18 protein-coding genes and 1 pseudogene are annotated in these 21,313 nt (G+C 68.6%); 8 read left to right on the top strand and 11 right to left on the bottom strand.

Going from position 1 to position 21,313, the window contains the following annotated elements; translation table 11 throughout:
- Positions 1-45 precede the first annotated feature (45 nt).
- The 4 genes and pseudogenes from I55_RS24570 to I55_RS24555 form a co-directional block, all read right to left on the bottom strand.
- Positions 46-801 carry a proteasome-type protease gene (locus I55_RS24570; RefSeq protein WP_044563349.1) on the bottom strand — a complete coding sequence of 252 codons (756 nt, stop codon included), beginning with the start codon at positions 799-801 and terminating at the stop codon, positions 46-48.
- A 231-nt stretch (positions 802-1,032) separates the two neighbouring features.
- Positions 1,033-1,983: an alpha-E domain-containing protein gene (locus I55_RS24565; protein ID WP_044563348.1), complete on the bottom strand. Its 951-nt coding sequence runs from the start codon at positions 1,981-1,983 to the stop codon at positions 1,033-1,035.
- Positions 1,984-1,989: 6 nt separating this feature from the next.
- Positions 1,990-3,410: pseudogene (locus tag I55_RS24560) on the bottom strand (circularly permuted type 2 ATP-grasp protein).
- A gap of 383 nt (positions 3,411-3,793) precedes the next feature.
- Complete coding sequence (locus tag I55_RS24555) at positions 3,794-4,684, bottom strand: LysR family transcriptional regulator (RefSeq protein ID WP_044563347.1); 891 nt, start codon at positions 4,682-4,684, stop codon at positions 3,794-3,796.
- Between the two features lie 276 nt (positions 4,685-4,960).
- Here I55_RS24555 and I55_RS24550 point away from each other — a divergent pair, with 276 nt between their 5' ends.
- Positions 4,961-7,378, top strand: a complete 2,418-nt coding sequence (locus I55_RS24550; RefSeq protein ID WP_044563346.1) for an ABC transporter permease — start codon at positions 4,961-4,963, stop codon at positions 7,376-7,378.
- 75 nt (positions 7,379-7,453) lie between these two features.
- Here the strand turns inward: I55_RS24550 and I55_RS24545 are convergent, their stop codons facing one another.
- The 5 genes from I55_RS24545 to I55_RS24525 all read right to left on the bottom strand — a co-directional run bounded on the left by I55_RS24545 (position 7,454) and on the right by I55_RS24525 (position 12,848).
- Positions 7,454-8,485 carry a YeiH family protein gene (locus tag I55_RS24545; RefSeq protein WP_083901401.1) on the bottom strand — a complete coding sequence of 344 codons (1,032 nt, stop codon included), beginning with the start codon at positions 8,483-8,485 and terminating at the stop codon, positions 7,454-7,456.
- 119 nt (positions 8,486-8,604) lie between these two features.
- Complete coding sequence (locus tag I55_RS24540) at positions 8,605-9,675, bottom strand: D-alanyl-D-alanine carboxypeptidase family protein (protein ID WP_199902704.1); 1,071 nt, start codon at positions 9,673-9,675, stop codon at positions 8,605-8,607.
- A gap of 210 nt (positions 9,676-9,885) precedes the next feature.
- Entirely contained in the window at positions 9,886-10,617 is a 732-nt protein-coding gene (locus I55_RS24535) for a hypothetical protein (RefSeq protein ID WP_044563345.1), read from the bottom strand.
- Positions 10,618-10,645: 28 nt separating this feature from the next.
- Complete coding sequence (locus I55_RS24530; RefSeq protein WP_044563344.1) at positions 10,646-11,923, bottom strand: deoxyribonuclease II family protein; 1,278 nt, start codon at positions 11,921-11,923, stop codon at positions 10,646-10,648.
- Positions 11,924-12,077: 154 nt separating this feature from the next.
- Positions 12,078-12,848, bottom strand: a complete 771-nt coding sequence (locus I55_RS24525; protein WP_044563343.1) for an SDR family NAD(P)-dependent oxidoreductase — start codon at positions 12,846-12,848, stop codon at positions 12,078-12,080.
- A 248-nt stretch (positions 12,849-13,096) separates the two neighbouring features.
- On the opposite strand from I55_RS24525, the gene I55_RS24520 reads away from it, so the two are divergent.
- The 3 genes from I55_RS24520 to I55_RS24510 all read left to right on the top strand — a co-directional run bounded on the left by I55_RS24520 (position 13,097) and on the right by I55_RS24510 (position 15,557).
- The gene (locus I55_RS24520; RefSeq protein ID WP_252181301.1) at positions 13,097-13,651 is read left to right on the top strand and encodes an AraC family transcriptional regulator; all 555 of its coding nucleotides are present in this window, start codon (positions 13,097-13,099) and stop codon (positions 13,649-13,651) included.
- Positions 13,652-13,704: 53 nt separating this feature from the next.
- Positions 13,705-14,148: a DMT family transporter gene (locus I55_RS24515; RefSeq protein ID WP_044563341.1), complete on the top strand. Its 444-nt coding sequence runs from the start codon at positions 13,705-13,707 to the stop codon at positions 14,146-14,148.
- A gap of 206 nt (positions 14,149-14,354) precedes the next feature.
- Positions 14,355-15,557 (top strand): MFS transporter, encoded by a 1,203-nt coding sequence (locus I55_RS24510; protein WP_044563354.1) that lies wholly within the window; start codon positions 14,355-14,357, stop codon positions 15,555-15,557.
- A 59-nt stretch (positions 15,558-15,616) separates the two neighbouring features.
- On the opposite strand, the gene I55_RS24505 is transcribed toward I55_RS24510, so the two are convergent.
- Positions 15,617-16,735: an NAD(P)/FAD-dependent oxidoreductase gene (locus tag I55_RS24505; protein WP_044563340.1), complete on the bottom strand. Its 1,119-nt coding sequence runs from the start codon at positions 16,733-16,735 to the stop codon at positions 15,617-15,619.
- A 280-nt stretch (positions 16,736-17,015) separates the two neighbouring features.
- Between I55_RS24505 and I55_RS24500 the strand changes: the two genes are divergently transcribed.
- Positions 17,016-18,599 (top strand): hypothetical protein, encoded by a 1,584-nt coding sequence (locus I55_RS24500; protein ID WP_044563339.1) that lies wholly within the window; start codon positions 17,016-17,018, stop codon positions 18,597-18,599.
- Here I55_RS24500 and I55_RS24495 read toward each other — a convergent pair.
- Positions 18,596-19,456 carry a sulfite oxidase heme-binding subunit YedZ gene (locus I55_RS24495; RefSeq protein ID WP_044563338.1) on the bottom strand — a complete coding sequence of 287 codons (861 nt, stop codon included), beginning with the start codon at positions 19,454-19,456 and terminating at the stop codon, positions 18,596-18,598. The genes I55_RS24500 and I55_RS24495 overlap by 4 nt on opposite strands.
- Before the next feature lie 240 nt (positions 19,457-19,696).
- Here I55_RS24495 and I55_RS24490 point away from each other — a divergent pair, with 240 nt between their 5' ends.
- The 3 genes from I55_RS24490 to I55_RS24485 form a co-directional block, all read left to right on the top strand.
- The gene (locus I55_RS24490; RefSeq protein ID WP_044563337.1) at positions 19,697-20,155 is read left to right on the top strand and encodes a spore coat protein U domain-containing protein; all 459 of its coding nucleotides are present in this window, start codon (positions 19,697-19,699) and stop codon (positions 20,153-20,155) included.
- A gap of 111 nt (positions 20,156-20,266) precedes the next feature.
- A complete protein-coding gene (locus tag I55_RS37350) occupies positions 20,267-20,416 on the top strand; it encodes a hypothetical protein (RefSeq protein WP_159107265.1) in 150 nt (49 codons plus the stop codon).
- The coding region (locus I55_RS24485) for a DUF4153 domain-containing protein (RefSeq protein WP_044563336.1) at positions 20,413-21,313 on the top strand (901 nt) is incomplete at its 3' end. The genes I55_RS37350 and I55_RS24485, both read left to right, overlap by 4 nt.

Below are 21,313 nucleotides of genomic sequence, written 5' to 3'. Positions count from 1 at the left end.
TGGATCAGAGTCTCGCCAACGCTTCACCGAGAGCGGAAAAAAACGCTAAACCTGCTGCTCGCCCGCCCACCACTCATCGGCCGTGGGCAGGGTGCGGTAGCTCTGGCGCAGGGCGTTGGACCAATGGTCCCGCACGTGCTGGAAATAGCTGTCGGTCTCGGTGATGCGGCGGTGGATGCGCAGGGTCAGGTCGTCACGGTGATAGGCAGCCAGGTCAATGGGCATGCCCACCGACAGGTTGCTGCGCAGCGTGCTGTCCATGGACACCAGCACCAGCTTCAGCCCATCCTGCACCGCCGTGTCGTATGAGACGACACGGTCCAGGATGGGCTTGCCGTACTTGTGTTCCCCGATCTGCAGGTACGGCGTCTCGGGCGTCGCCTCGATGAAGTTGCCGGGGGAATAGATCTGGAACAGCCGCATGCCGCGGCCCCGGATCTGCCCCCCCAGCAGGAAGGAGGCGTCGAAACCCACGCCCTGCGCCTTCATGGCCAGGCCGTCGCTGTTGTAGACGTCGCGGATGGCCGCCCCCACCAGCTGGGCGGCGCGGAACATGGACGGCACCGTGGCCAGCGTCTCCGGATCCGCGTCGCCGATGGACACGCCCTCCTGCAGGCGGTTGACCACCGACTGGCTGATCGACAGGTTGCCCGCCGTCAGCAGGACCATGCAGCGCTCACCCGGCGTTTCGAACTTATGCATCTTGCAGAAGGTCGAGATGTTGTCGACGCCGGCATTGGTGCGGGTGTCGGACAGCATGACCAATCCAGCCTTCAGGAACAGGGCGACGCAATAAGTCATCTCGTAGGCCTCGGACGTGCGGACGCGGCCCCTTCGGGGCGTTCTTCTTCAGTTTAGGGAGCCGTCCATGCCGGGACAGGCCCCCTATCCCTATGCCCCGTCTCATACCCTGAAACCGGTTGCCGCCACCAGGGTTTGTCGAAATTAAATGCCATTTAGTTTTATGACGGCGCAATGAAACGGCCCGGCCCCGATATCCGGGACCGGGCCGCGTCAGGTCCCCGCTACCTATCAGCGGACGTTGAGGTAGAAGGCGCTGATCTCCTGCCCCAGACGCAGCATGTCGTCGATGAACTGGGTGACGTATTCATGCAGGCCGAACTGGAAGATATCCTCCACCCGGCCATAGCGCAGGCGGGCATGGATCTCCCCCGCCAGGCGGTGGCATTCGCCCTTCTGGCCGCCATAGCGCACGGCCATCGCCTCCAGCAGGTCCACCACCTCCCCCAGGCAGGCCACCAGCGACCGGGGCATTTCCGGCTTTAGGATCAGCAGCTCGGCGATCAGCCAGGGCTTCAGCCGGTCATGGTAGACCCAGTGATAGCTGCGGAGCGCCGACACGGCGCGCAGGATGCTTTGCCACTGGTAATAATCCAGCACCCCGCCGACGTTTTCATGGTCCGGCAGCAGCACGTGGTATTTGACATCCAGGATGCGGGCGGTGTTGTCCGCCCGTTCCAGCAGCGTGCCCAGGTGGGTGAACAGATAGCTGTCATTGCGCAGCATGGTGTTGGCATAGCTGCCGCAGAACAGCAGGGACCGCTGGATCACCCAGTCCATCAGCCCCGGCAGGCTGTCCGCCGCCAGGCGGTCGGCCTTCAGCGCCCGGGTCTGCTGCCAGGTCTCGTTCAGGGCCTCCCACGTGTCCACGGTCAGGGCGGTGCGCACGGCGCGGCCGTTGCGCCGGGCGGTTTCGATGCAGGACACGATGCTGGACGGGTTTTCCGGATCGAGCACCAGGTAGTCCAGCACCAGGGCCGGCACCACCTCGCCATGCTTGGCGAGATAGCCCGGTTCCGTCCCCGCCGCCACCAGGGTGGAGCGCCATTCATTGCCCGGATTATCCAGGGACAGCGACATGTTGGACATGCGGTTGCCCACCTGCACCAGGCGCGCGACGCTGGCCGCCCGCTCCATATAGCGGGCCAGCCAGAACAGTCCGTCTGCGGTACGGCTCAGCATTCTTCGTCAGCGCTCCAGTACCCAGGTGTCTTTGGTGCCGCCGCCCTGGCTGGAATTCACACCAGGGAGCCTTCGCGCCAGGGCACGCGGGTGAGGCCGCCCGGCACCACCCGGATTTCCCGGCCGTTCAGCACGAAGGGGCGCAGGTCGACATGGCGGGGGGCGATGCCCTGCTCCACAAAGGTGGGGCAGGTCGACAGGGCCAGCGTCGGCTGGGCGATATAGTCGGCCGGCCGCGCCTTGATGCGGTCGGCGAACAGCGCCCGGTCGGCCGCCGTGGACTGCGGCCCGATCAACATGCCGTAGCCGCCCGACCCGCGCGTCTCCTTCACCACCAGTTCGTGCAGGTGCTCCAGCACGTACTTGCGGTCGTCGTCCCGCTCGCACAGATACGTCGGCACGTTCAGCAGGATCGGCTCTTCCCCAAGGTAGAAGCGGATCATTTCGGGGACGAAAGGATATATCGCCTTGTCGTCCGCGATGCCGGTGCCGACCGCGTTGGCCAACGTCACCCGGCCCGCGCGGTAGGCGGCGAAGAGGCCGGGCACCCCCAGCGCGCTGTCCGGACGGAAGGTCAGCGGGTCCAGGTAATCGTCGTCGATGCGGCGGTAGAGCACGTCCACCCGCTTCGGCCCCTGGGTCGTGCGCATGTAGACGAAGCCCTCGTCCACGAACAGGTCGCCGCCCTCCACCAGTTCCACGCCCATCTCGTCCGCCAGGAACGAGTGCTCGTAATAGGCGCTGTTGTAGGAACCCGGGGTCAGCACCGCCACCGTGGGCGCGTCGCGGCAGGCCGGCGGCGCCACGGACTTCAACGTGTCCAGCAGGTCTTCCGGGTAGTGGGAGACCGGCGCCAGCTTGTGCATGCCGCAGAGATCCGGCAGCAGGCGCAGCATGGCCTCGCGGTTCTCCAGCATGTAGGAGACGCCGGAAGGCGTGCGGCAGTTGTCCTCCAGGACGTAGAAGTTGTCCGCGTCCAGGCGGACGATGTCGATTCCGGCCACGTGGGTGTAGGCGCCGGCGGGAGGCAGGAAGCCCTGCATCTCGGGCCGGAAGCTTTCGTTGCCCAGCACCATCCGCTCCGGCACCTTGCCCGCCCGCAGGATGTGGCGTTCGCCGTAGACATCCGCCAGGAAGGCGTTCAACGCCTTCACCCGCTGTTGCAGGCCCAGGGACAGCCTGTCCCATTCGGCGCGCGCCAGGACGCGGGGGATGATGTCGAAGGGGATCAACCGTTCAGGATCGCCGCCTTCGGTATACACCGCGAAGGTGATGCCCACACGCCGGAACAAGGTCTCCGCCTCGCGGCGCTTCAGTTCCAGTTTGTCGGACGGCATCTCGCGCAGCCATCGTTCGATGTCCACATACGGGCCGCGCACTTCATCCGACATGCCCATTTCATTGAATGGACCGTCTGCTTTCGCCATAAACCCCTTCCCCATCGGTAGGCCCGACTGAATGGTTGAGCAAGAGCCACGCCAACTCAGCCTAGCCAAGGAATTGCCTACGAAAAGTGCGTTCGCGCGGCGGCACGGACTCCGCTTCGCCCAATACGCAGGCAACGATATCCGGATCATCGCCCAGAAATTGTGCAGCCGCCATTACATGGCGACGGCCTACCCTTTTGCGCGGCGGACTCATGCCGTATTGCGACCTTGCCACGCTCTCGCCTCCCTCACGCCCACGCCGGGCCGCAGGCCGTGTTTGGACCCTTCAATCGACCACGCCCAAGGCCAGGTCAAGGCCCGGCCGGGACGGTCAAAAGAAGTTCATTTGGCCGCGGGGGCTTTCAAGCCGGCGGCCCTATCGCTTAAGCCAGGTCAGGCAGCCCCATGCCGCCCAAAAAGGCCGTAGCCGCACGGCTTAGCCCCCGCCCGGCATGGCGCAGCAGGGTGAAGGCGCGAGGCGGCAGGGGGAAGGGCACCGGGTGCAACAGCCCCACCTCGATACTGCCGCTGGCGACGGAGGCGGAGAGTGCGGCCGCCCCGCCGCCCGCCTCCACCGCCGCGCGCACCGCCTCATTCGACGGCAACTCCAGGGCGACGCGCAAGCCCGACGGGTCGACACCCAGGTCCGCCAGCGCATTGAGGAAGGCGGAGCGGGTGCCCGACCCCGTCTCCCGCATCACCCAGGGCGTGTCCAGCATATCGGCGGCCGAGACCGCCGTCCGGAAAGCCCAGGGGTGGCCTGGCGCCACCACCACCACCAGCTGGTCCAGCGCCACCTGGTGGGCCGCCAGGTCGGCACCGTCCACCGCCCCCTCGACGAAGCCCAGGTCGGCCGTGCCCTCCAGCACGGCGGCGGCGACCTGCGCCGTGTTGCCGATGGTGAGGTCCAGGGTGACGCCCGGGTGGCTGTCGTGGAAGGACACCAGGTGCCGGGGCAGCCAGTAGCCGGCGATGGTCTGGCTGGCCTGCACCCGCAGGTGCCCGCGCTGCAGGCCCGACAGGTCCGCCAGCGCCCGTTCCGCCCTGTCGGCCTGGGCCAGCACGGCCTTGGCCTCCACCAGGAACAGGCGCCCGGCCTCCGTCAGGGTGATGCCGCGCCCCACGCGGTGGAACAGGGGCGTCTGGTAGCGGTCCTCCAGCGCGGCGATGGCGGCGCTGGCCGCCGACTGCGCCAGGTTCAGGGCGCGCGCCGCCTGGGTCACGTGCTGGCGTTCGGCCACGGCCACGAAGATGCGCAGTTGATCCAGCGTCAAGGGTGATGCCCACTTTCCCGTGTTGGCCGGCCCGTGTTGGCCGGTCCGTGTTGGCCGGCCCATGTTGGCCGGCTTGGCCTCTCACCACACTGTAGCGCAGGCGGGGAGCACGCGGCATCATTGTCCGGAAGCGGGCAACCATCTGTCCGGAAACGGACAAGGTGCGGATCCGGACGGCGCGGCCAGTGGCGGTGGATCCATATCCGCCAAGGACTTGCCCGATGGTCCGGGCCTTGCTTGCGGCTGCGCCGCCGAAAACATGGGACCAGGACAGTCATGTTGCACATCGCCGCCGGGCAGGCGTTCCGCGCCTTGCGCCAGGTGAAGCCCGACATCGTCATCAGCCTGGCCGGCCTGGTCGTGGGCCTGACGGCCACGTTGCTGATGGCGCTGCTGATCCGCGACCAGATGAGCTACGACACCTTCCTGCCGGGCTATCAGCAGCTGTACTTCGTGGACAGCGTGCTGCCCCCCCAGAATGGCGCGCCCAAGGACGGCCCCACCAGGGAAGGACCGGCGGAGACAGGCCCCGTGACCCGCTGGCGCACGCCGGCCGACCTGGCGGCCACCCTGAAGGCCGAGGTGCCGGAGGTGGAGGCCGCCACCCGGCTGGTGGACGACAGCCACAAGATCCGCTATGGCGGCACGGCCTTTCGCGAATTCATCAGCTGGGCCGATCCAAGTCTGGCCGATGTCCTGCCCCTGCCGGTGGTGGAGGGCGACCTGCGCGCCAGCCTGGCCGATCCCAAGGGCGTGGCCCTGACCGAGGGCATGGCCCGCAAGCTGTTCGGGCGTGAACCGGCTCTGGGCAAGCGTGTGGATATCGACGGGCAGGAGTTCATGCGGGTGCGCGCCATCCTGAAGGACCTGCCCTACCGCAGTCATCTGCGCGAACTGATGGTCCTGGTCTCCGCCACCTCTCCCCTGTCGCCGCTCAACGCGGCGCAGGCCAAGCGTGACGCCCAGGACGCGGATGAAACCGCCCCGGCCAGCCGCCCCGCCAGCCACATGGCCGGCGACGTCTTCACCTACGTCCGCCTGCGGGCCGGGGCCTCGCCCGCCACGGCCCAGGCCCAGCTGGACACGCTGGCGTCCCAGAACTGGGGAACACCCCAGCTGGTGCCCATGACCGGCCTGCAACTGCATCCCGGCCTGAATCCGGACCGCCTGAACCGCATGTACATGATCGCCGGCATCGCCCTGCTGACCCTGCTGATCCCCTGCATCAACTTCATCAACATGGCCACCGCCCGCGCCACCCGCCGGGCGGTGGAGGTGGGGGTGCGCAAGATGGGCGGCGCCCGGCGGCGCGACCTGGTGGTGCAGTTCCTGGTGGAAACCCTGATCCTGGTGTGCATGGCCATGATCATCGCCCTGTCGCTGACGGAGCTGGCCATCCCCCAGGTCAACCGCTTCCTGGACGCGCGGCTGTCCCTGGACGCGGCCTCGCCCGAGGTCGTGGCCATCATCGCCGGGCTGGCGGTGGCGGTGACGGGGCTGGCGGGCTTCTACCCGGCCCTGGTGCTGGCGGCCCACCGGCCGGTGGCCATCCTGAAAGGCACGGCGCCGGTGGTGGACCGGTCGGCCCGGGTGCGCCAGGTGCTGGTGATGGGGCAGTTCATGCTGCTGGTCATGCTGTTGGTCGGCGCCTCCGTCACCTATCGCCAGCAGCGGTTGCTGACCCGCGACCGCGTGTCCTACGACACCGCCGACATCCTGCTGCTGGACGCCGGCTGCCCGGAATCCGTGCGGATGGGCCTGCTGCACACCGACGGGGTGAAGGGCGTGGGCTGCGCCGGCATGGAAAGCCTGGAGCGCAACCGCCCCCTGGTGACCGCCACGCTGGACGACGGCCAGGCGGTGCGGCTGGGCCGCGTGGCGGCCGACCCGGGCTTCCTGCCCGTCTTCCGCCTGCCGGCGCTGGCCGGCCATCTGCCCGACGCGAAGATGCCCAGCACCGTCCGCCACCGCGTGGTCATCAACGAGGCGGCGTCCCGCGCCCTGGGCAACGACACGCCCGAGGACGCCCTGGGCCAGCGCCTGCACCTGCCCGGCGCCGACGGCGACGTCCAGGTGGCGGCGGTGGTGCCCGATTTCCCCATGGGGTCGCTGCAGGACAAGATCACCCCCACCGTCTTCATCAGCGACCCCGGCCACTACGGCGTCATCTATGTCAAGCTGGCGCCGGGCAACCGGACCCAGACCCTGGCGGCGGCGGAGGCGGTGTGGCGCCGGTCGGGCGAATTGGTGCCCATGGAACGCTACTTCTTTGACGACCACCTGAATTCACTGACCGCCGTCATCCGGCGCGAGACGCAGATGATCACCCTGTTCAGCCTGATCAACCTGGGCATGGCCTGCGCCGGCATCTACGGCCTGTCCGCCGTGACGGCGGAACGGCGGACCAAGGAGATCGGGGTGCGCAAGGTCTACGGCGCCTCGCTGGCCGACATCCTACGCCTGCTGCTGTGGCAGTTCGCCAAGCCGGTGCTGGTGGCCAGCGCCCTGGCCTGGGGGCCCGCCTATCTGTTCCTCAGCCACTGGCTGAACGGTTTCGCCTACCACGTCGACATCGGGCTTTGGACCTTCCTGGGCCCCACGGCGATGGCCCTGATCATCGCCGCCGCCACCGTAACGGGGCAGACCGTCCTGGTGGCCCGCGCCCGGCCGGTTCTGGCGCTGCGGTACGAGTGACGACGTCCCGGAAACCTGCGGCGGAGTGCCGTCGCACCCTACAACGGCATGAGACCTCGTCTCATGCCGTTGGCATCAGGCCCACACCGTCAAGATCAGCGCCAGGCTCAAGCCCGCGATGAACAGGCTGGCCAGGGCGCCCAGCGCCAGGGGGGCCAGACCCTTGGCGGCCATGCGGCCGACATGGGTGTGCAGGCCCATGGCCGCCAGGGCCAGCGTCAGCAGGCTGGTGGTGACGCCGGGCGCCCAGTCCTTCACCACCGCCGGCACCACATGCAGGCTGTTCAGCGCCACCAGGGCGACGAAGCCCAGGATGAACCAGGGCATGGGCACCGGCTGGCCGGCCGTCCCCTCCCGCCGCCGGCGCAGCGCCCCCAGGCTGAGCACCAGCGGCGCCAGCAGGGCGACGCGCGACAGCTTGGCCACCGTGCCGAACTCCCCGGCCTGCTGGCCTGACTGGAAGGCGGCGGCCACCACCTGCGCGATCTCGTGAATGGAGGCGCCGGCCCACAGGCCCACGGCGCGGGGCGCCAGATGCAGGGCCGCACCCAGGGCCGGGTAGCTCAGCATGGCGATGCTGCCGAAGACGGTGACGCAGGCGACGGCATAGGCCGCGTCCTCATCATCCGCCTGGGTGACGGTGTTGGCCGCGATCACCGCCGATGCGCCGCAGATGGAGGTGCCGGCGGCGATCAGTTCCGCCAGGGGGGCGGGCACACCCAGCCAGCGGCCCACCGCCTTGGTGAAGACGAAGGTGGCCACCAGGCTGAAGGCGATGATGGCGACACCGGTGGGGCCCACCGCCGCCACCTGGGCGGCCGTGAGCTGCAGGCCCAGCAGGGCCACCGCGATGCGCAGCAGGCGCTTCAGCACGAACGTCACGCCGGCCTGCGTCGCCGCCGGCAGGCCCACGGCGCTGCGCAACGCCATGCCCACCACCACCGCCAGGATCATGGGGCTGAACAGGCCCAGCGCCGGCACCCGGTGCAGGGCCAGGCCCGCCACCGCCGGCACCAGGCAATAGCCCAGGCCGGGCAACAGGCGGCCGGCGGCGTTGAGCGCGTGCCAGCGGGCGGGAAGGGCGGCGGTAGTGGCGGTGTCAACCATGGCTTCGGATCCCGGAAACGAAAGGGGCGCGATCCCTGCGGACCGCGCCCATTTAACATCCGTGATTTGTACTGTACCCTCCAACAGATTGTTCTGTTGGGATTGATCTGGAATTCAGATCAATCGGTGGCGACCTTGTGGTGCGCCTTGGCGGCCACCTTGGTCTTGGCATGGGCCTTGGCCGCCGTCTTGACCTTGGCGTGACCCGCATGGGCCCTGGCCACGACATGCTTGCCGGCGTGGGCCGCCGCCAACCGCTGGCGCGCGGCGGCATGGCCATGGCCCCGGCGCTGGGGCGGCGCCACGGCCACGTGCGCGCGGCGGACGCGGCCGGCATGGGCGAGATGACCCGTGCCCCGGGCCCGCGCCACGCGGGTCAGGGGGCGGCCCGCCGCCAGCGCCACCAGCTTGGGATCGGTGTCGCGGTTGGCGAAGGCGTTGTCGAGCAGGGTTTCCATCAGCTTGTCGCGGGTCTTGGCGCTGCTGCCGCCAAAGACCACGCCGAACAGCCGGCGACCGTCATGAACCGCCGAGGACACCAGGTTGGAGCCGGAGGCGTTGGTGAAGCCCGTCTTCATGCCGTCCATGCCCGGGTAGCGGTACATCAGGCGGTTGTGGCCGGTGAGGTGCCGGCCCTCGAACTCGAACTCCCGGGTGGCGAAGTAGTGGTAGTCCTGGGGGAAATCGCGGTGCAGGGCCAGGGCCAGGCGCGACATGTCGCGCGCCGTGGTCACCTGCTCGCGGTCAGGCAGGCCCGAGGCGTTCTTGAAGACGGTGTTGGTCATGCCCAGCTGGTGCGCCTTGTCCGTCATCATGCGGGCGAACACCTGCTCGCTGCCCCCGGCCAGGGCCTCGCCCACCACGGTGGCGCCGTCGTTGGCCGAAATGACGATCATGCCCAGGACGCAGTCCTTGACCGTGATGGTCTGCCCGACCTCCAGCCCCAGCTTGGTCGGTTCCTTGTTCGCGGCGTTGCGCGACACCGGAAGCTCATCCTCCCAATGCAAGCGTCCCTGGTGGATGGCCTCGAAGGTGAGGTAGAGCGTCATCATCTTGGTCAGCGACGCCGGATGGTTCTCCTCATCCGGGTTCACGGCGTTCAGCACCGCGCCGGTACCGCCGTCCACCACCAGCGAGGCATAGCCCGCCTGCGCCGCATGGGGTGCCGCGAGGCCGGCGACGATTGCCACCAATGGGGCCCCCAACGCGACGACAACAGCCCCCAGCCGGCCCAGACCACGCCGCGCCAATCCGATCGCCCCCTTAAATCCCACCGTGCCGACTCCTCTCGCCCCTAGGAATGGAATATTGTCCTAGGGGTAGAAGATTCAGCGGAATCTGTCCAGGTATTGGGTGGGGTAGAGATGACGCAACTAGATAGGGCGTGATTACCCCTCATTTCAGGGCGGAGGAGGGCCACCAGCCCCGGGCGGCAGCGGGTTAGTGTTAACGGGCGTCGCCTTGTGAAGCAGGTACGCCGCGTTGCTGATGCCCAGCAGGGTTATGAACCCTGAATCGATCGGGGGAAAGGTCACCTTGTCCGCCGTCGCGAATATGAAGCCAAGCGCGATGGCATAGGTCGAGACCGTCACGATCGTGAAGAAGAACTGCTGTATCTTGCTGAGGTCGATCTTGTCTTGGTTGGCGTTGACATCGCCCTGGAAGACATCGGCCCATCGCCATGGCGGCGGCGCGTCCGGGACCCGCGGCCCGTTCTGGGCGACCGCGCCGTCCTGAGTTTTTAATATCATCGGGGCGGCGATAAAGGACGTGCCTGAAATGCCCAGCGCGGCCCAGATCTGCTCCGGAATGCCCAAGTCCAACGGGTTGGCGGTGTTCATGACGGCATTGGCGATGCCCGCCGACAGGATCGCCGACACGACAAGGACGGTCCAGATCACCATCTGCAGCCGGGACAGGCTCATGACATTGCGTTTGTCGACCAGCACGCCCCGCCAGTCCTCAGTCAACATATGACCGATCAGCGCCAGCGCCGCCACCATCAGCAGGATGGTCGCCATCCAACCGTAAAGCCGGAAATGGAAATCTTCCCGCTCGACTGCCGACACGGCGTTCACACCGATCATCGCGACGACGACAATTGCCAGACCGAACTTCTTCAGAAGGCCCATCTTCACAACCCCCTCATCTTCGTCCGTGTCATTTATGGGCGGTGGGAACGGCACCGTCCGGCGCGGCGCTTTCCCCTTTAAGGAGAGCGGCGACGCTGTCGTGCAGTTTCAGATCCTCAACCACGAAGAACATGCCGCCACGGCCATTCTGGCTGCTATCGCAGATCACGCCGGAAAGGGTTCCCTGCTGGTTCATGTCGCCAAAAATCACCAGCTTGCTTTCCGGCGCGGAGGTCACACCGAACTTGGCGTGATTGGAAACGCCCCCCTTGAGCCCGATCTCCCGGGAATCCCAGTTGCCGGTGATGGCGATATCCACGGCGCCCGGCTTCTGGGGCAGTTGCGCGTCGTCCCAACATGTTATGGGCGTGTCCCGGGTCGAACTGCCGACGCGCGGCTTGACCTCCGACCAATTGGCGATCCTGAGGTCGACCCCGCCCAGCTTGGATGAAACCAACTGCCACGGCGGAACGTGGACCAGGAAGGGCTTGGAAATGAGGCGGACGCCGGAGGACAGGCGTAGTAACTTGACCTCGCGGCTCTTGGACTTCACGCCCAGGGCGGTCACCGCCGCCTGCACGTCGGCAGGCCCACCGTTGTAGACCAGCTGGTGCGGCTTGGTGTCACCCGGGGCCACATGGGCAGTGGCGACGCTGGCGTTCGCCATCGCGCCAAGGGTCATGATCAGATCATCCTTGGTCAGGCGCAACGCGAAGAAATGCTGGCTGAACTTGACATTGTTGTCGTCCGTGCAGCCCAGCGTGTTGCCGTTGACGCCAACCTCCAGCCCGGGATGCCCCGAGACAGGCCAAGCCGGCGTGGTGCCCTGCATGACGAAGCCCGCGCCGCTGTCGTCCCAGGCCACAACGCCCTTCGCATGGCCCCAGGGACTGTCGCAATTCTCACCGCAGGCAGGCAGCGAGGGGTCGCCCTTGAGCTGGTCGTTCCAGATGACGTAGTGCAGATCGTGGTTGTAGATCAGGTCGAACGTGGCGCCGACAGGGTCATCGTCCGTGTCGCCCAGGCACTGCCCACCCTCCCGCAAGGTCGCGCCGGTGGTGCTGGCGTAGGCGTACCGCAGGCCCCACGGCGTATCCTGGCTGACCGTGCCGCCGAACCGGCACTGTCGCTGTGCTGGCACCTGGCAACCCGGAAATTCCCTTCCGTTGAACTTGAAGGCGAACCACCAGTCAACGAGCGTATCCTTGGACACCACGGGGCCGGGCGCCGACGACGACGCCACAACGGCGGCAGGGCACACCGTCCATAGGGCGATGGAAAGGGCGATGACACCACGCAGCCCCAATCCCCACCGTCTTTTCCGAGATAAATTAAGTAGCAAGGCCACCAGATTTTCCATTTCAGGAATCCCGGACCAGCCAAATGGTTCGCTATAGGTAATGTATTGGACGACAAAAAGCCATTTATAATTGTATATGCTGTGATCCTTCCCCTACCGGTCACCAGGCGGTGGCGCCGCCGTCGATGGCGAAATCGGCGCCGGTGACCCAGGTGGATTCATCCGACACCAGGAAGGTGACGGCCCAGCCGATATCCTCCGGCGTGCCCAGGCGGGGCAGCATGATGGCCTCCTGCACCGCCTTGCGGAAATCGGGGTTCTCCAGCGGCTCACGCGTCGCCTCCGTCACCACCAGGGCGGGGGAGATGGTGTTGACCCGGATGCCGTGGGGGGCCCCCTCCATCGCCAGCTGGCGCGACATGGCCAGCACCGCCCCCTTGCCGGCGCAGTGGGCCAGCGCGGGGGAGTTGCGCAGTGCCCGGTAGGCGTTGGCGGAGGCGAAGTTCACCACCGCGCCGCCGCCACGATTGATCAGGTGGGGCCAGGCCGCCTTGCAGGCCAGGAACACCAGGTCCACCTCCCCCGTCAGGGTGCGGCGCCAGTGCGTCTCGTAATCCATGTCCTGCAGCCAGACGAAGGCGCCGAAGGCGGCGGCGTTCACCAGGATGTCGATGCCGCCATGGCGCTCCACGGCCATGTCCATGAGGCGGGCGACGTCGGCCGGCTTTGTCATGTCGCAAGGGTGCAGGCTGGCGACGTCCAAGCCCTCCGCCTGGGCCTGGGCCACCGTGGCGGCCGCCCCGGCGGCGTTGATGTCGCATCCCACGACCTTCGCCCCGTGGCGCGCCAGCATCAGGGCCGTGCCCTGGCCGATGCCGGCGGCGATGCCGGTGACGACCGCGACCTTGCCCGCCAACCGCGTGGACAGCATGGAACCTCCCTAACCCCAGTTATTCATTCGCGAACCGGCCGCGAACCGGCCGCGAACCGGCGGGCAGTGTTACAGAAGGCCGGCACGCCAATCAAAACAGCAATCCCGATACCTGGCATTGATGGCGCGAGTGTGCGCCTAATGCCGGCACGTCGTTCGAGGCCCCCATGGACCGGCATCCCTTCCCCCTTCAGGCGCCCGACGGTCCATCCCCGGGGGCCTGGCGCTATTGGCGCCCGGATGATGGCATGGCCGTCGAGATTGGGACGGTGCGAGGCCGGGAGGTGGCGCTGCCCGTCCATTTCCATGGCGAGGACCAGGTCACCCTGGTGCATGCGGGCACCCGCCGCTTCGTCATCGGCGGCGTTCTGGTGGCGGTCGGCGCCGGCCAGGCCCTGCGCATTCCGGCGGGCATGCCGCACCGGTCCCTGTCCAGCCCCCTCGATGTCGCCTGCACCAACCTGTATCTGCCGCCGGGAACGGATGGGGATCCCGGGCCCATCCTGGACTGGGACACGGTCAGCCAGGCGGCGCGGCGGGCCGGCCTGAGCCGCGAGGGTTATTCCCGCCGGTTCAAGCGGTTGCACGGTCTGGCGCCACAGGAATTCCGCCTGCTGGACCGGCTGAACGCCGCGCGCTGCCTGCTTCGGTCGGGGGAGTCCATCGCGGCGGTGGCGGCGGATACGGGCTTCGCCGACCAGAGCCATCTGGGCCGGTGCTTCCGCCGCGCCTTCGGCGTAACGCCGGGCCGCTACCGCGCCGGCCTTCCCCACGTGGGCCTGGTGGTCACATCCGTTCTATAACCCACCCGCGCCCGTCTGGTACCGATCCGGCTCCCCAGGAAGGACCGATCGCGATGCCCATTCCCCTCTGTTATCTGCTGGTGATCGCCGCCGGCATGAGCCTTGCCGTGCAACAGGTGGTGAACGCCAATCTGCGGGCGGCGCTGGGCTCTCCCTGGTGGGCGGGTTGCGCCAGCTATCTGGTGGGCCTGCTGGCCATGCTGCTGGTGGCGCTGGCGGCGCCCGGCACCCGGCCAACGGCGGCGACCGTGGGGGCCGTCGCCTGGCCATCCTGGACCGGCGGCCTGTTCGGCGCGGCCTTCATCGCGACCGCCATCCTGATGATCCCCCGTCTGGGCGCCGCCACCGTCCTGGCGCTGATCGTCGTGGGGCAGATGCTGTGTTCGCTGGCGATCGACCATGTCGGCGCCCTGGGGATGCCCCAACATCCCGCCGGCCCCATGCGGCTGCTGGGGGCCGGCCTGCTGGTCCTGGGCGTCATCCTGGTCCGCCGATAGAGCGGAAAGGCCCAAGAGCGAAGAGCCGGACGCCAACCGACGGCCCCGCCGATGCAAGATATCAGAAACCCCGATTTTACGGGCACGCCCGCCTGCCGTTAGTTTAGCTGCGGCATGGTTCGGAGGCTGGCGCCAAAGCCCGCCCCGGCCGTCGCCGGAGGAAACAGACGGGCGTGGGTCGCCCGCGCCAGGGAGGATGTTTGGACGTGGCTTCCAAGAAAAGGACCGCCGGGACCGTGCAGGGGCTGTCGCTGCTGCTGCCGTGCACGATGTCGGTGATGGGTGTCGTCGTGCTGGCGCCGGTACTGCCGCAGATGCTGGAGTATTTCAAGGACATGCCCCAGGCCGATTACTGGGTGCCCATGATCCTGACGACGCCCGCCCTGTGCGTGGCCCTGTTCTCCGCCCCCGCCGGCTGGCTGGCCGACCGCTTCGGCCGGCGTCAGCTGCTGATGCTGTCCATGGTGCTGTACGCCCTATGCGGTGTCGCCCCCCTGGTGTTGGACAATTTCTGGGCCATCCTGGCCAGCCGCGTGGTGGTGGGCATCACCGAGGCTGCGGTCATGACCCTGACCACCACCCTGATCGGTGACTATTTCAAGGGCCACCAGCGCGAGAAATGGCTGGCCCTGCAGACGGCCGTCGCCTCCATGTCCGCCGTGGTGCTGTTCATCGTCGGCGGCGCCCTGGGCGGCATCAGCTGGCGGGCACCCTTCGCCGTCTACGCCAGCAGCCTGTTGCTGCTGGCCGGCATCCACTTCTTCACTTGGGAGCCGGAGGAGACGGAGGACGTCATCCAGCATCCCGAGGCCCACCAGGGTGTCGCCTTCCCCTGGGCGCGCCTGGGCGGCATCTGCGCCATCACCGTCTTCGCCTCCATCCTGTTCTACACGGTGCAGGTGGACCTGGCGCTGGCCCTGACCAACCGGGGTATCACCGAACCCGCGACCATCGGCTGGATGACGGCGGTGGCCAGCCTGGGGGTGCCGGCGGGCACCCTGGTCTTCCAGCGGGCCGCCGCCCTGCCCGTGGCCGTGCTGCTGGTGGTGGAGTTCGCCATCTGCGGCGTGGGCTTCACCGGCATGGCGCTGGCCACGGACCATGGCTGGCTGCTGGGGGCCGTGGCGCTGAACCAGTTCGGCTGCGGCATGATCCTGCCCACCCTGCTGACCTGGGCCCTGCGCGGCCTGGCCTTTGAAATCCGCGGCCGGGCCACCGGCCTGTGGCAGGGCGTCTTCTCCGTCGGCCAGTTCCTCAGCGCCTTCGTCGTCACCGCCCTTTCGCACCAGTTCGGCGACATCTTCAGCGCCTTCCTGGGCCTGGCCATCGCCAGCGGCGTCGCCGCCGTGCTGGCCGTGGCCGGTGTCTTCCTGCGCGGCGGCCGTGCCCGGGGCGCCCTGGCGGCCTGATCGCCGTGGAAGCGAACGGGGGCGGCTAACGGGGGCGGCTGGCGACGGCCGCCCCTCTTTCATGCCCCCAGCAGGTCGGCCACCGCCTCGCCGATGGCCAAGGACGAGGTCAGGCCCGGGCTTTCGATGCCGAACAGGGCCACCAGGCCCGGCAGGCCGTGCGCCGCGGGCCCGTCCAGGCGGAAATCCGGCTGCGCCTCGCCCGGCCCATGGATCTTGGGCCGCACGCCGGCATAGTCCGGCACCAGCGCGCCGTCGGGCAGACCCGGCCAGAAGCGGCGGATATAACGGTAGAAGCCGTCAGCGCGCGCCGGATCCACGCGATAGTCCGGCGCCTCCACATATTCCAGGTCCGGACCGAAGCGCGCTTGGCCGCCCAGGTCGCGGCGGTAGTGCACGCCCAACGCCCCGGAGATGGGGGGCGGATAGACCAGGCGCTTGAATGGCGCCCGCCCGTTCAGGGCGAAATAGCTGCCCTTGCCGTAATGCGCCTGGGGAATCAGCGCGGCGGGGAATCCCTCGATGGCGGCCGCCACCTCCTGGGCCGACAGGCCCGGTGCCGTCACCAGCAAACGGGTGGTGACGGCATAGGGATCGCGCCCGCCGGTGCGCACCGTGAAACCGCCCCCCTCCAGCGGCGTGGCGCCCAGCACCGGCGTGCCAGTGACGACGGCGCCGCCCTGGCCCTCGATCTCGCCGCGCAGGGCCACCATGTAGCCGTGGCTGTCGAACACCCCGCTTTCCGGCGACAGCAAGGCGGCGACGGCGCGCAGCTCCGGCTCCAGCGCGTGGGCCTCGGCGGCGGTCAGCCAGCGCATGCCTTCCACGTCGTTGATCTGGGCCTGATGCAGGATGGCCTCCAGCCGGGGCAGCTCGGCCGCCTCCGTCGCCACCACCAGCTTGCCGCACTTGTCATAGGTGACGCCGTGGGCGTCCAGGAAGGGATAGAGCAGGCGGCGGCCCTGGACACAGAACCGCGCCCGCAGCGACCCGCTGGGATAATAGAGGCCGCCGTGCGCCACCTCGGAATTGCGGGACGACACGCCCTGGCCGATCGCGTCCTCCGCCTCCAGCACCGCGACCGTCAGGCCACGCCGGGCCAGCGCCCGGCCACAGGCCAGGCCCACGGCCCCCGCCCCCACCACGATCGCGTCGAAATCGGCATCCACCCCGGCCATGCCATGCCCCGCTTCAGTTCATCGTCCCCAATCTGCCCGGCGGGCGGGGCGTTCCGCAATACGGGCCCCGCGCATTTCCCGTTTTTCAAACCTTTAAGGTAATTGCCGCCCCGGGGGCCGGAGCGTATTACCTTGGGCCAGGTTCGTTTACCTGCCGGAAACATCCGCCGGATATCATGGCGGATATCATGGCGGATATCCGGGGACGCGCCCATCGGCGCATGGGGGTTTGGAGCATGGGGTTGAGCACGGCCTGCCGCAACGGCCTTCGGGGACAGGCATGACCCCGGCGGAAGAGGAGCGCGCCCGCACGCTGACCGACCTGGTGGACCGGCTGTCGCCCGAAGCCGCCCGCAAGCTGTTCGAGGAGGTGGACGCCGCCCCGGACCAGAGCCGGGCGGTGGTGCGCCGCGCCCTGATCCAGAAGCTGAACGCCCAGCGCCAGGCCCACGCCCGCCGTCAGTTCACCCAGCTGTTCGAGCCCTTCCTCACCAACGACCCCTGGCTGCTGCGAGACGAATTCCACTGCCCCGGCACCGTCCATCCGCTGGACGTGGGCGGGTTATGGTCGGCGCTGGCCGCCAAGCCCCTGGCGCCGCTGAGCCGCTCGGTGGATGAGACGCTGTCGGCGCTGGCCCAGGAGCAGCCCCTGTTCGTCGTGCTGCGCACGCCCCGGGCCCTGGCCCTGCGCGAGGAGCTGCGCGTGGCCGCCGCCGCCCGCCTGTCCCAGACCCTGCAGGACAAGGCCGCCACCCGCGACCTGCTGGAGGGCATGAACGCCTGGCGCCGGACGGAGGCGACGCGCAAGACCCTGGGCCTGGTGCCCCGCCCCTTAGTGGCGGCCGACCTGTCGCTGCTGCATGTCCTGCTGGAAAACGGCGGCCATTATAGCCGCCTGGCCACCAGCCTGCACGGCGATGACGACGACACCGGGGCGAACGGCGCCGCGGCGGTGCTGACCTTCCAGGCGCCGGGCGTGCCGACGGCGCAGGCGGCGCAGCTGAGCCTGCTGATGCCGCTGATCCTGTTGAACCGCCATCGCGCCTACCGGCAGATGGGCGGTTATCTTGTGCAAGGGCCCACCGACTGGCAGCCGGTGCTGCTATCGGCCCTGGTGCGCCACCTGGCCCGCACCTGCCAGGTGCTGGCCGATGAGCTGGGACAGCTGGCCGGCGCCGGCGAGGTGGCCCGCCGCCCCCTGGTGGTGGCGTCCGAGCGGCGGGAATTGCTGGAACGCGAACTGGTTTACCTGGACGAGCTGCTGACGCTGTTCGACGAGTTCGACATGCTGCGTGAGGGGCGGGAGGCCAGCCTGGCCCACAGCTACCTGGACACCATGATCAGGAAGGTGGAGGGCACGCTGTACCCCTACCTCTCCACCCGCGTGTCCGTCACCGCCCATGCCAAGGGCCGCATGTCGCTGGACCACGCGGCCCTGGCCTGGGCGCTGGGCTACACCATGCGCTGGCGCAACACCCTGACCCGCAGCCTGCATTGGGGCACCCGCTACAGCGACTTCCGCGACCGGTTGGTGGAGGATCTGACCGACGCCTATCGCGCCGCCTTCTCCCGCAGCGAGGCCGGTGACAGCCGCGAGCGGCTGGGCCAGGCGGTGCGCGCGGCGGAGCTGTCGCAGGCGGTGGGCGCGGACCTGCGGGAAAGCATGACCCTGCTGGACCAGGGGCTGGTGCAGACGGTGACGGACCGCCTGCGCGACGCGACGCCCATGACAGGCGCCGAAAGCGTCCTGATCACCACCCTGCTGACCAAGGCCAACACCGAACTGCGCCGCACCAAGCATTGGCGCGACGCCAACCTGGTGAACTTCGTCACCCTCGCGGAGGAGCGCGGCCTGAAGGATTAGGCGCGCGCCAGCCGACGCGCCCGCTGCTTCGCATCACCCGCGACCGCCGCCAGCGTCATGCCCAGACCGCCGGCCAGCACGTACCAGGCGGGGCGGATGCCCACGTCCAGGTCGAAGCTGAGGTTGGCCTGCAGGATCAGGTCTGGCGGCAAATGGCGCACCGCCCAGAAGCCCAGCGCCTCCGCCCCCGCCGTGGCCATGGCCACCAGGACGCTGTAGCCCAGCAGCACGGGCACCGAACGCGCCTGCCCGTCCGGCAGCGCGCGGTTCAGCAGGCGATAGCCCAACAGCCAGGCCAGCCAGCCGGCCATTAGCGTCGGCTCCGTCACGTCGGCCTTCTCCTGCATGAAATAGTGGATCACCGCCAGGACGGCGATGGGGTAGGCCAGGGTGTGCAGCCGCCGCCAGCGCGGGCCGCCCAGGCGCCGGATCATGCCATCGGTGGAGGTGACGCCCAGCGCCACCAGGCCCAGCAGCGCCACGAAACCGATGGTGAGATAGACGCGGCGCGCGATCTCCGCCGCGATGTGTGGCAGATCCAGCGACTGGTCCGCGGCATAGCCCGCCAGGTGCACCACGGCATAAAGGCACGCGGCCACGCCGATGCGCCGCCGCGCCGTCATCAGCGCCGGCCAGCGGGCGATGCGCGCCAGCGGCGTCACCAGCAACGACAACACCAGGAAGCGGAAGGCCCACAGCCCCACCTGGTGGATGAAGGCGCTGTATGGCCGTGGCCCCAGCCGATCCATGACGGCGTCGGCGCTGGTCAGCAGCAGGGGCAGGCACAGGCCCACCAGCACCACGGTCAACATCCAGGAGAAGCGGCCGGCCCGGTCCCGCCACAGGCGCCAGGTCATGCCCGCCCCCGCATGTCGCATTTCGCAATACTGTTTGCAATTCTGCTGGCAAAGACATCGCCCGAGTTCATTGCATATTGCACTATTATCGCCTTTTCAAAGGGGTAGGCCAGGACGGACATCTCTAATTAATTCCCTATTTACCGCGCGCCACGCGGCCATCCGCCGCATCTGGCCCGGCAATTGCGTTAACCGTCCCCAAAACAGGCCGAAAAGCCTTTGAACCGAAGGACGCCTTTCATGACCCGCCTGCCGCCAGCCCTGCTTCTGGGCTGCCTGGCGCTGGCCGCCGCCGCGCCGGCCCGCGCCACCAGCATCAACCGGACCATCGCCCTGAAGGCGAGCGTGGCCACCGCCTGCACGGTGGACGTCACCGACCTGGGTGTCGCCCTGGATGTAGTGGCCGGCGAGACCAAGCGCCAGGTGGGCAGCGTGGTGGAGAACTGCAACGACGGCAAGGGGTACACCATCACCGTCAACTCCGCCAACAGCGGCAAGCTGAAGTCCGGCAAGGACACGGTCAGCTTCACCACCCTGTATGACGGCACCACGGGCAACGGCAGCGGCAGCGTTTCCGTCACCCGGTCCAAGGCCACCTTCGCCAAGACCGCCGCCCTGGCCGTCACCATCCCGGCCAACGCCAAGACCATCGCCGGCAGCTACAGCGACACCCTGACGGTCACCATCAAGGCCAAGTGAGCAGGACCAGAGCCGGCGCTTTTTCCGCCTGCACAAAATCTGCACGGAATTCGCGGGATATCTGCTGACGCCCGCCCCAGGTGCTGCACCGGCGGCGGGCATAACGGCGTCATGACACCCGCCGGAACCCCACGCGCGCACCTTCCCATCCCCCTGCCCCCCTGCCTGCTACGGGACGGCTGGTGGCTGGTGGCGGCGCCGCGCCCGGGCGTGACGGCCGTCATCCTGCCCTTCAAGCCGAAGAAGACCCCGGCCCCATGACCGACACCGCCCCCGCCACGACCGCCAGCCTGCCGGCTGGCGGCGACGCCCCCACCTTGCCCGCCGGCCCCGCCCCCGACGTGCGGGCCGCCGTCACCCTTGCCGGCCTGGCGACCTTGGCCACCGCGCTGCTCTACGACAGCCGCTGGGGCATTGCCCTGCCGGTCTTCCTGGCTGTGCTGGCCGGCGCGTCCCTGGCGCTGAACCCAGCCACCCGACATCGGGGCCGGTGGATCATGGCGGGGACGGCGTTCATGGCGATCCTGGCGCTGCTGGTCGAAGCCGTCACACCCTTGTCTTTGCCGCTGGCCATCACCGCCCAGGCGGCCTGCCTGCTGTGCGTGTCAGACCGCTGGCGGCCCGGGCTGGCGGACACCGCCAGGGCCGTCGGTGCCATGCTGACACGCGGGCCATGGCGGCTGCTGCGCGACGGCAAGGCGGCCTTCGCCTGGTGGTCGGCCCACAGCGGGCGCCAGGCGGCGGCGGTCGTCATCGCCCGCTGGCTGCTTCCCCTGGGGCTGGGCCTGGTCTTCTGCCTGCTGTTCGCCGCCGCCAACCCGGTGCTGGGCCTGTGGCTGGACACGCTGACACCCGCCGGCATCGATGGCGGACGCGTCGTCTTCTGGATGGCGACGCTGGCCGCGCTGTGGCCCTTCGTCCGCGTCCAGGCCGCCACCGACCGGACACCCACGGTCGCCCGGGGCGGGGACTGGCGGCAGGACCCGGCTCTGGGTCTGCTGCTATCCCCCGCGGCCATCGTGCGGGCCCTGGCGACGTTCAACGCCCTGTTCGCCCTGCAATCGGCCCTGGACGTCTACTACCTGTGGACCGGCCACGCCCTGCCGGCGGCATCACCCACGCCACCTACGCCCACAGGGGGCCTACCCCCGGTCCTGA

Source organism: Azospirillum sp. B4, assembly GCF_000333275.1.
GTDB lineage: Bacteria > Pseudomonadota > Alphaproteobacteria > Azospirillales > Azospirillaceae > Nitrospirillum.
The sequence above is the reverse complement of the archived record's forward strand: the minus strand, read 5'-3'. Positions and strand labels throughout refer to the sequence as shown.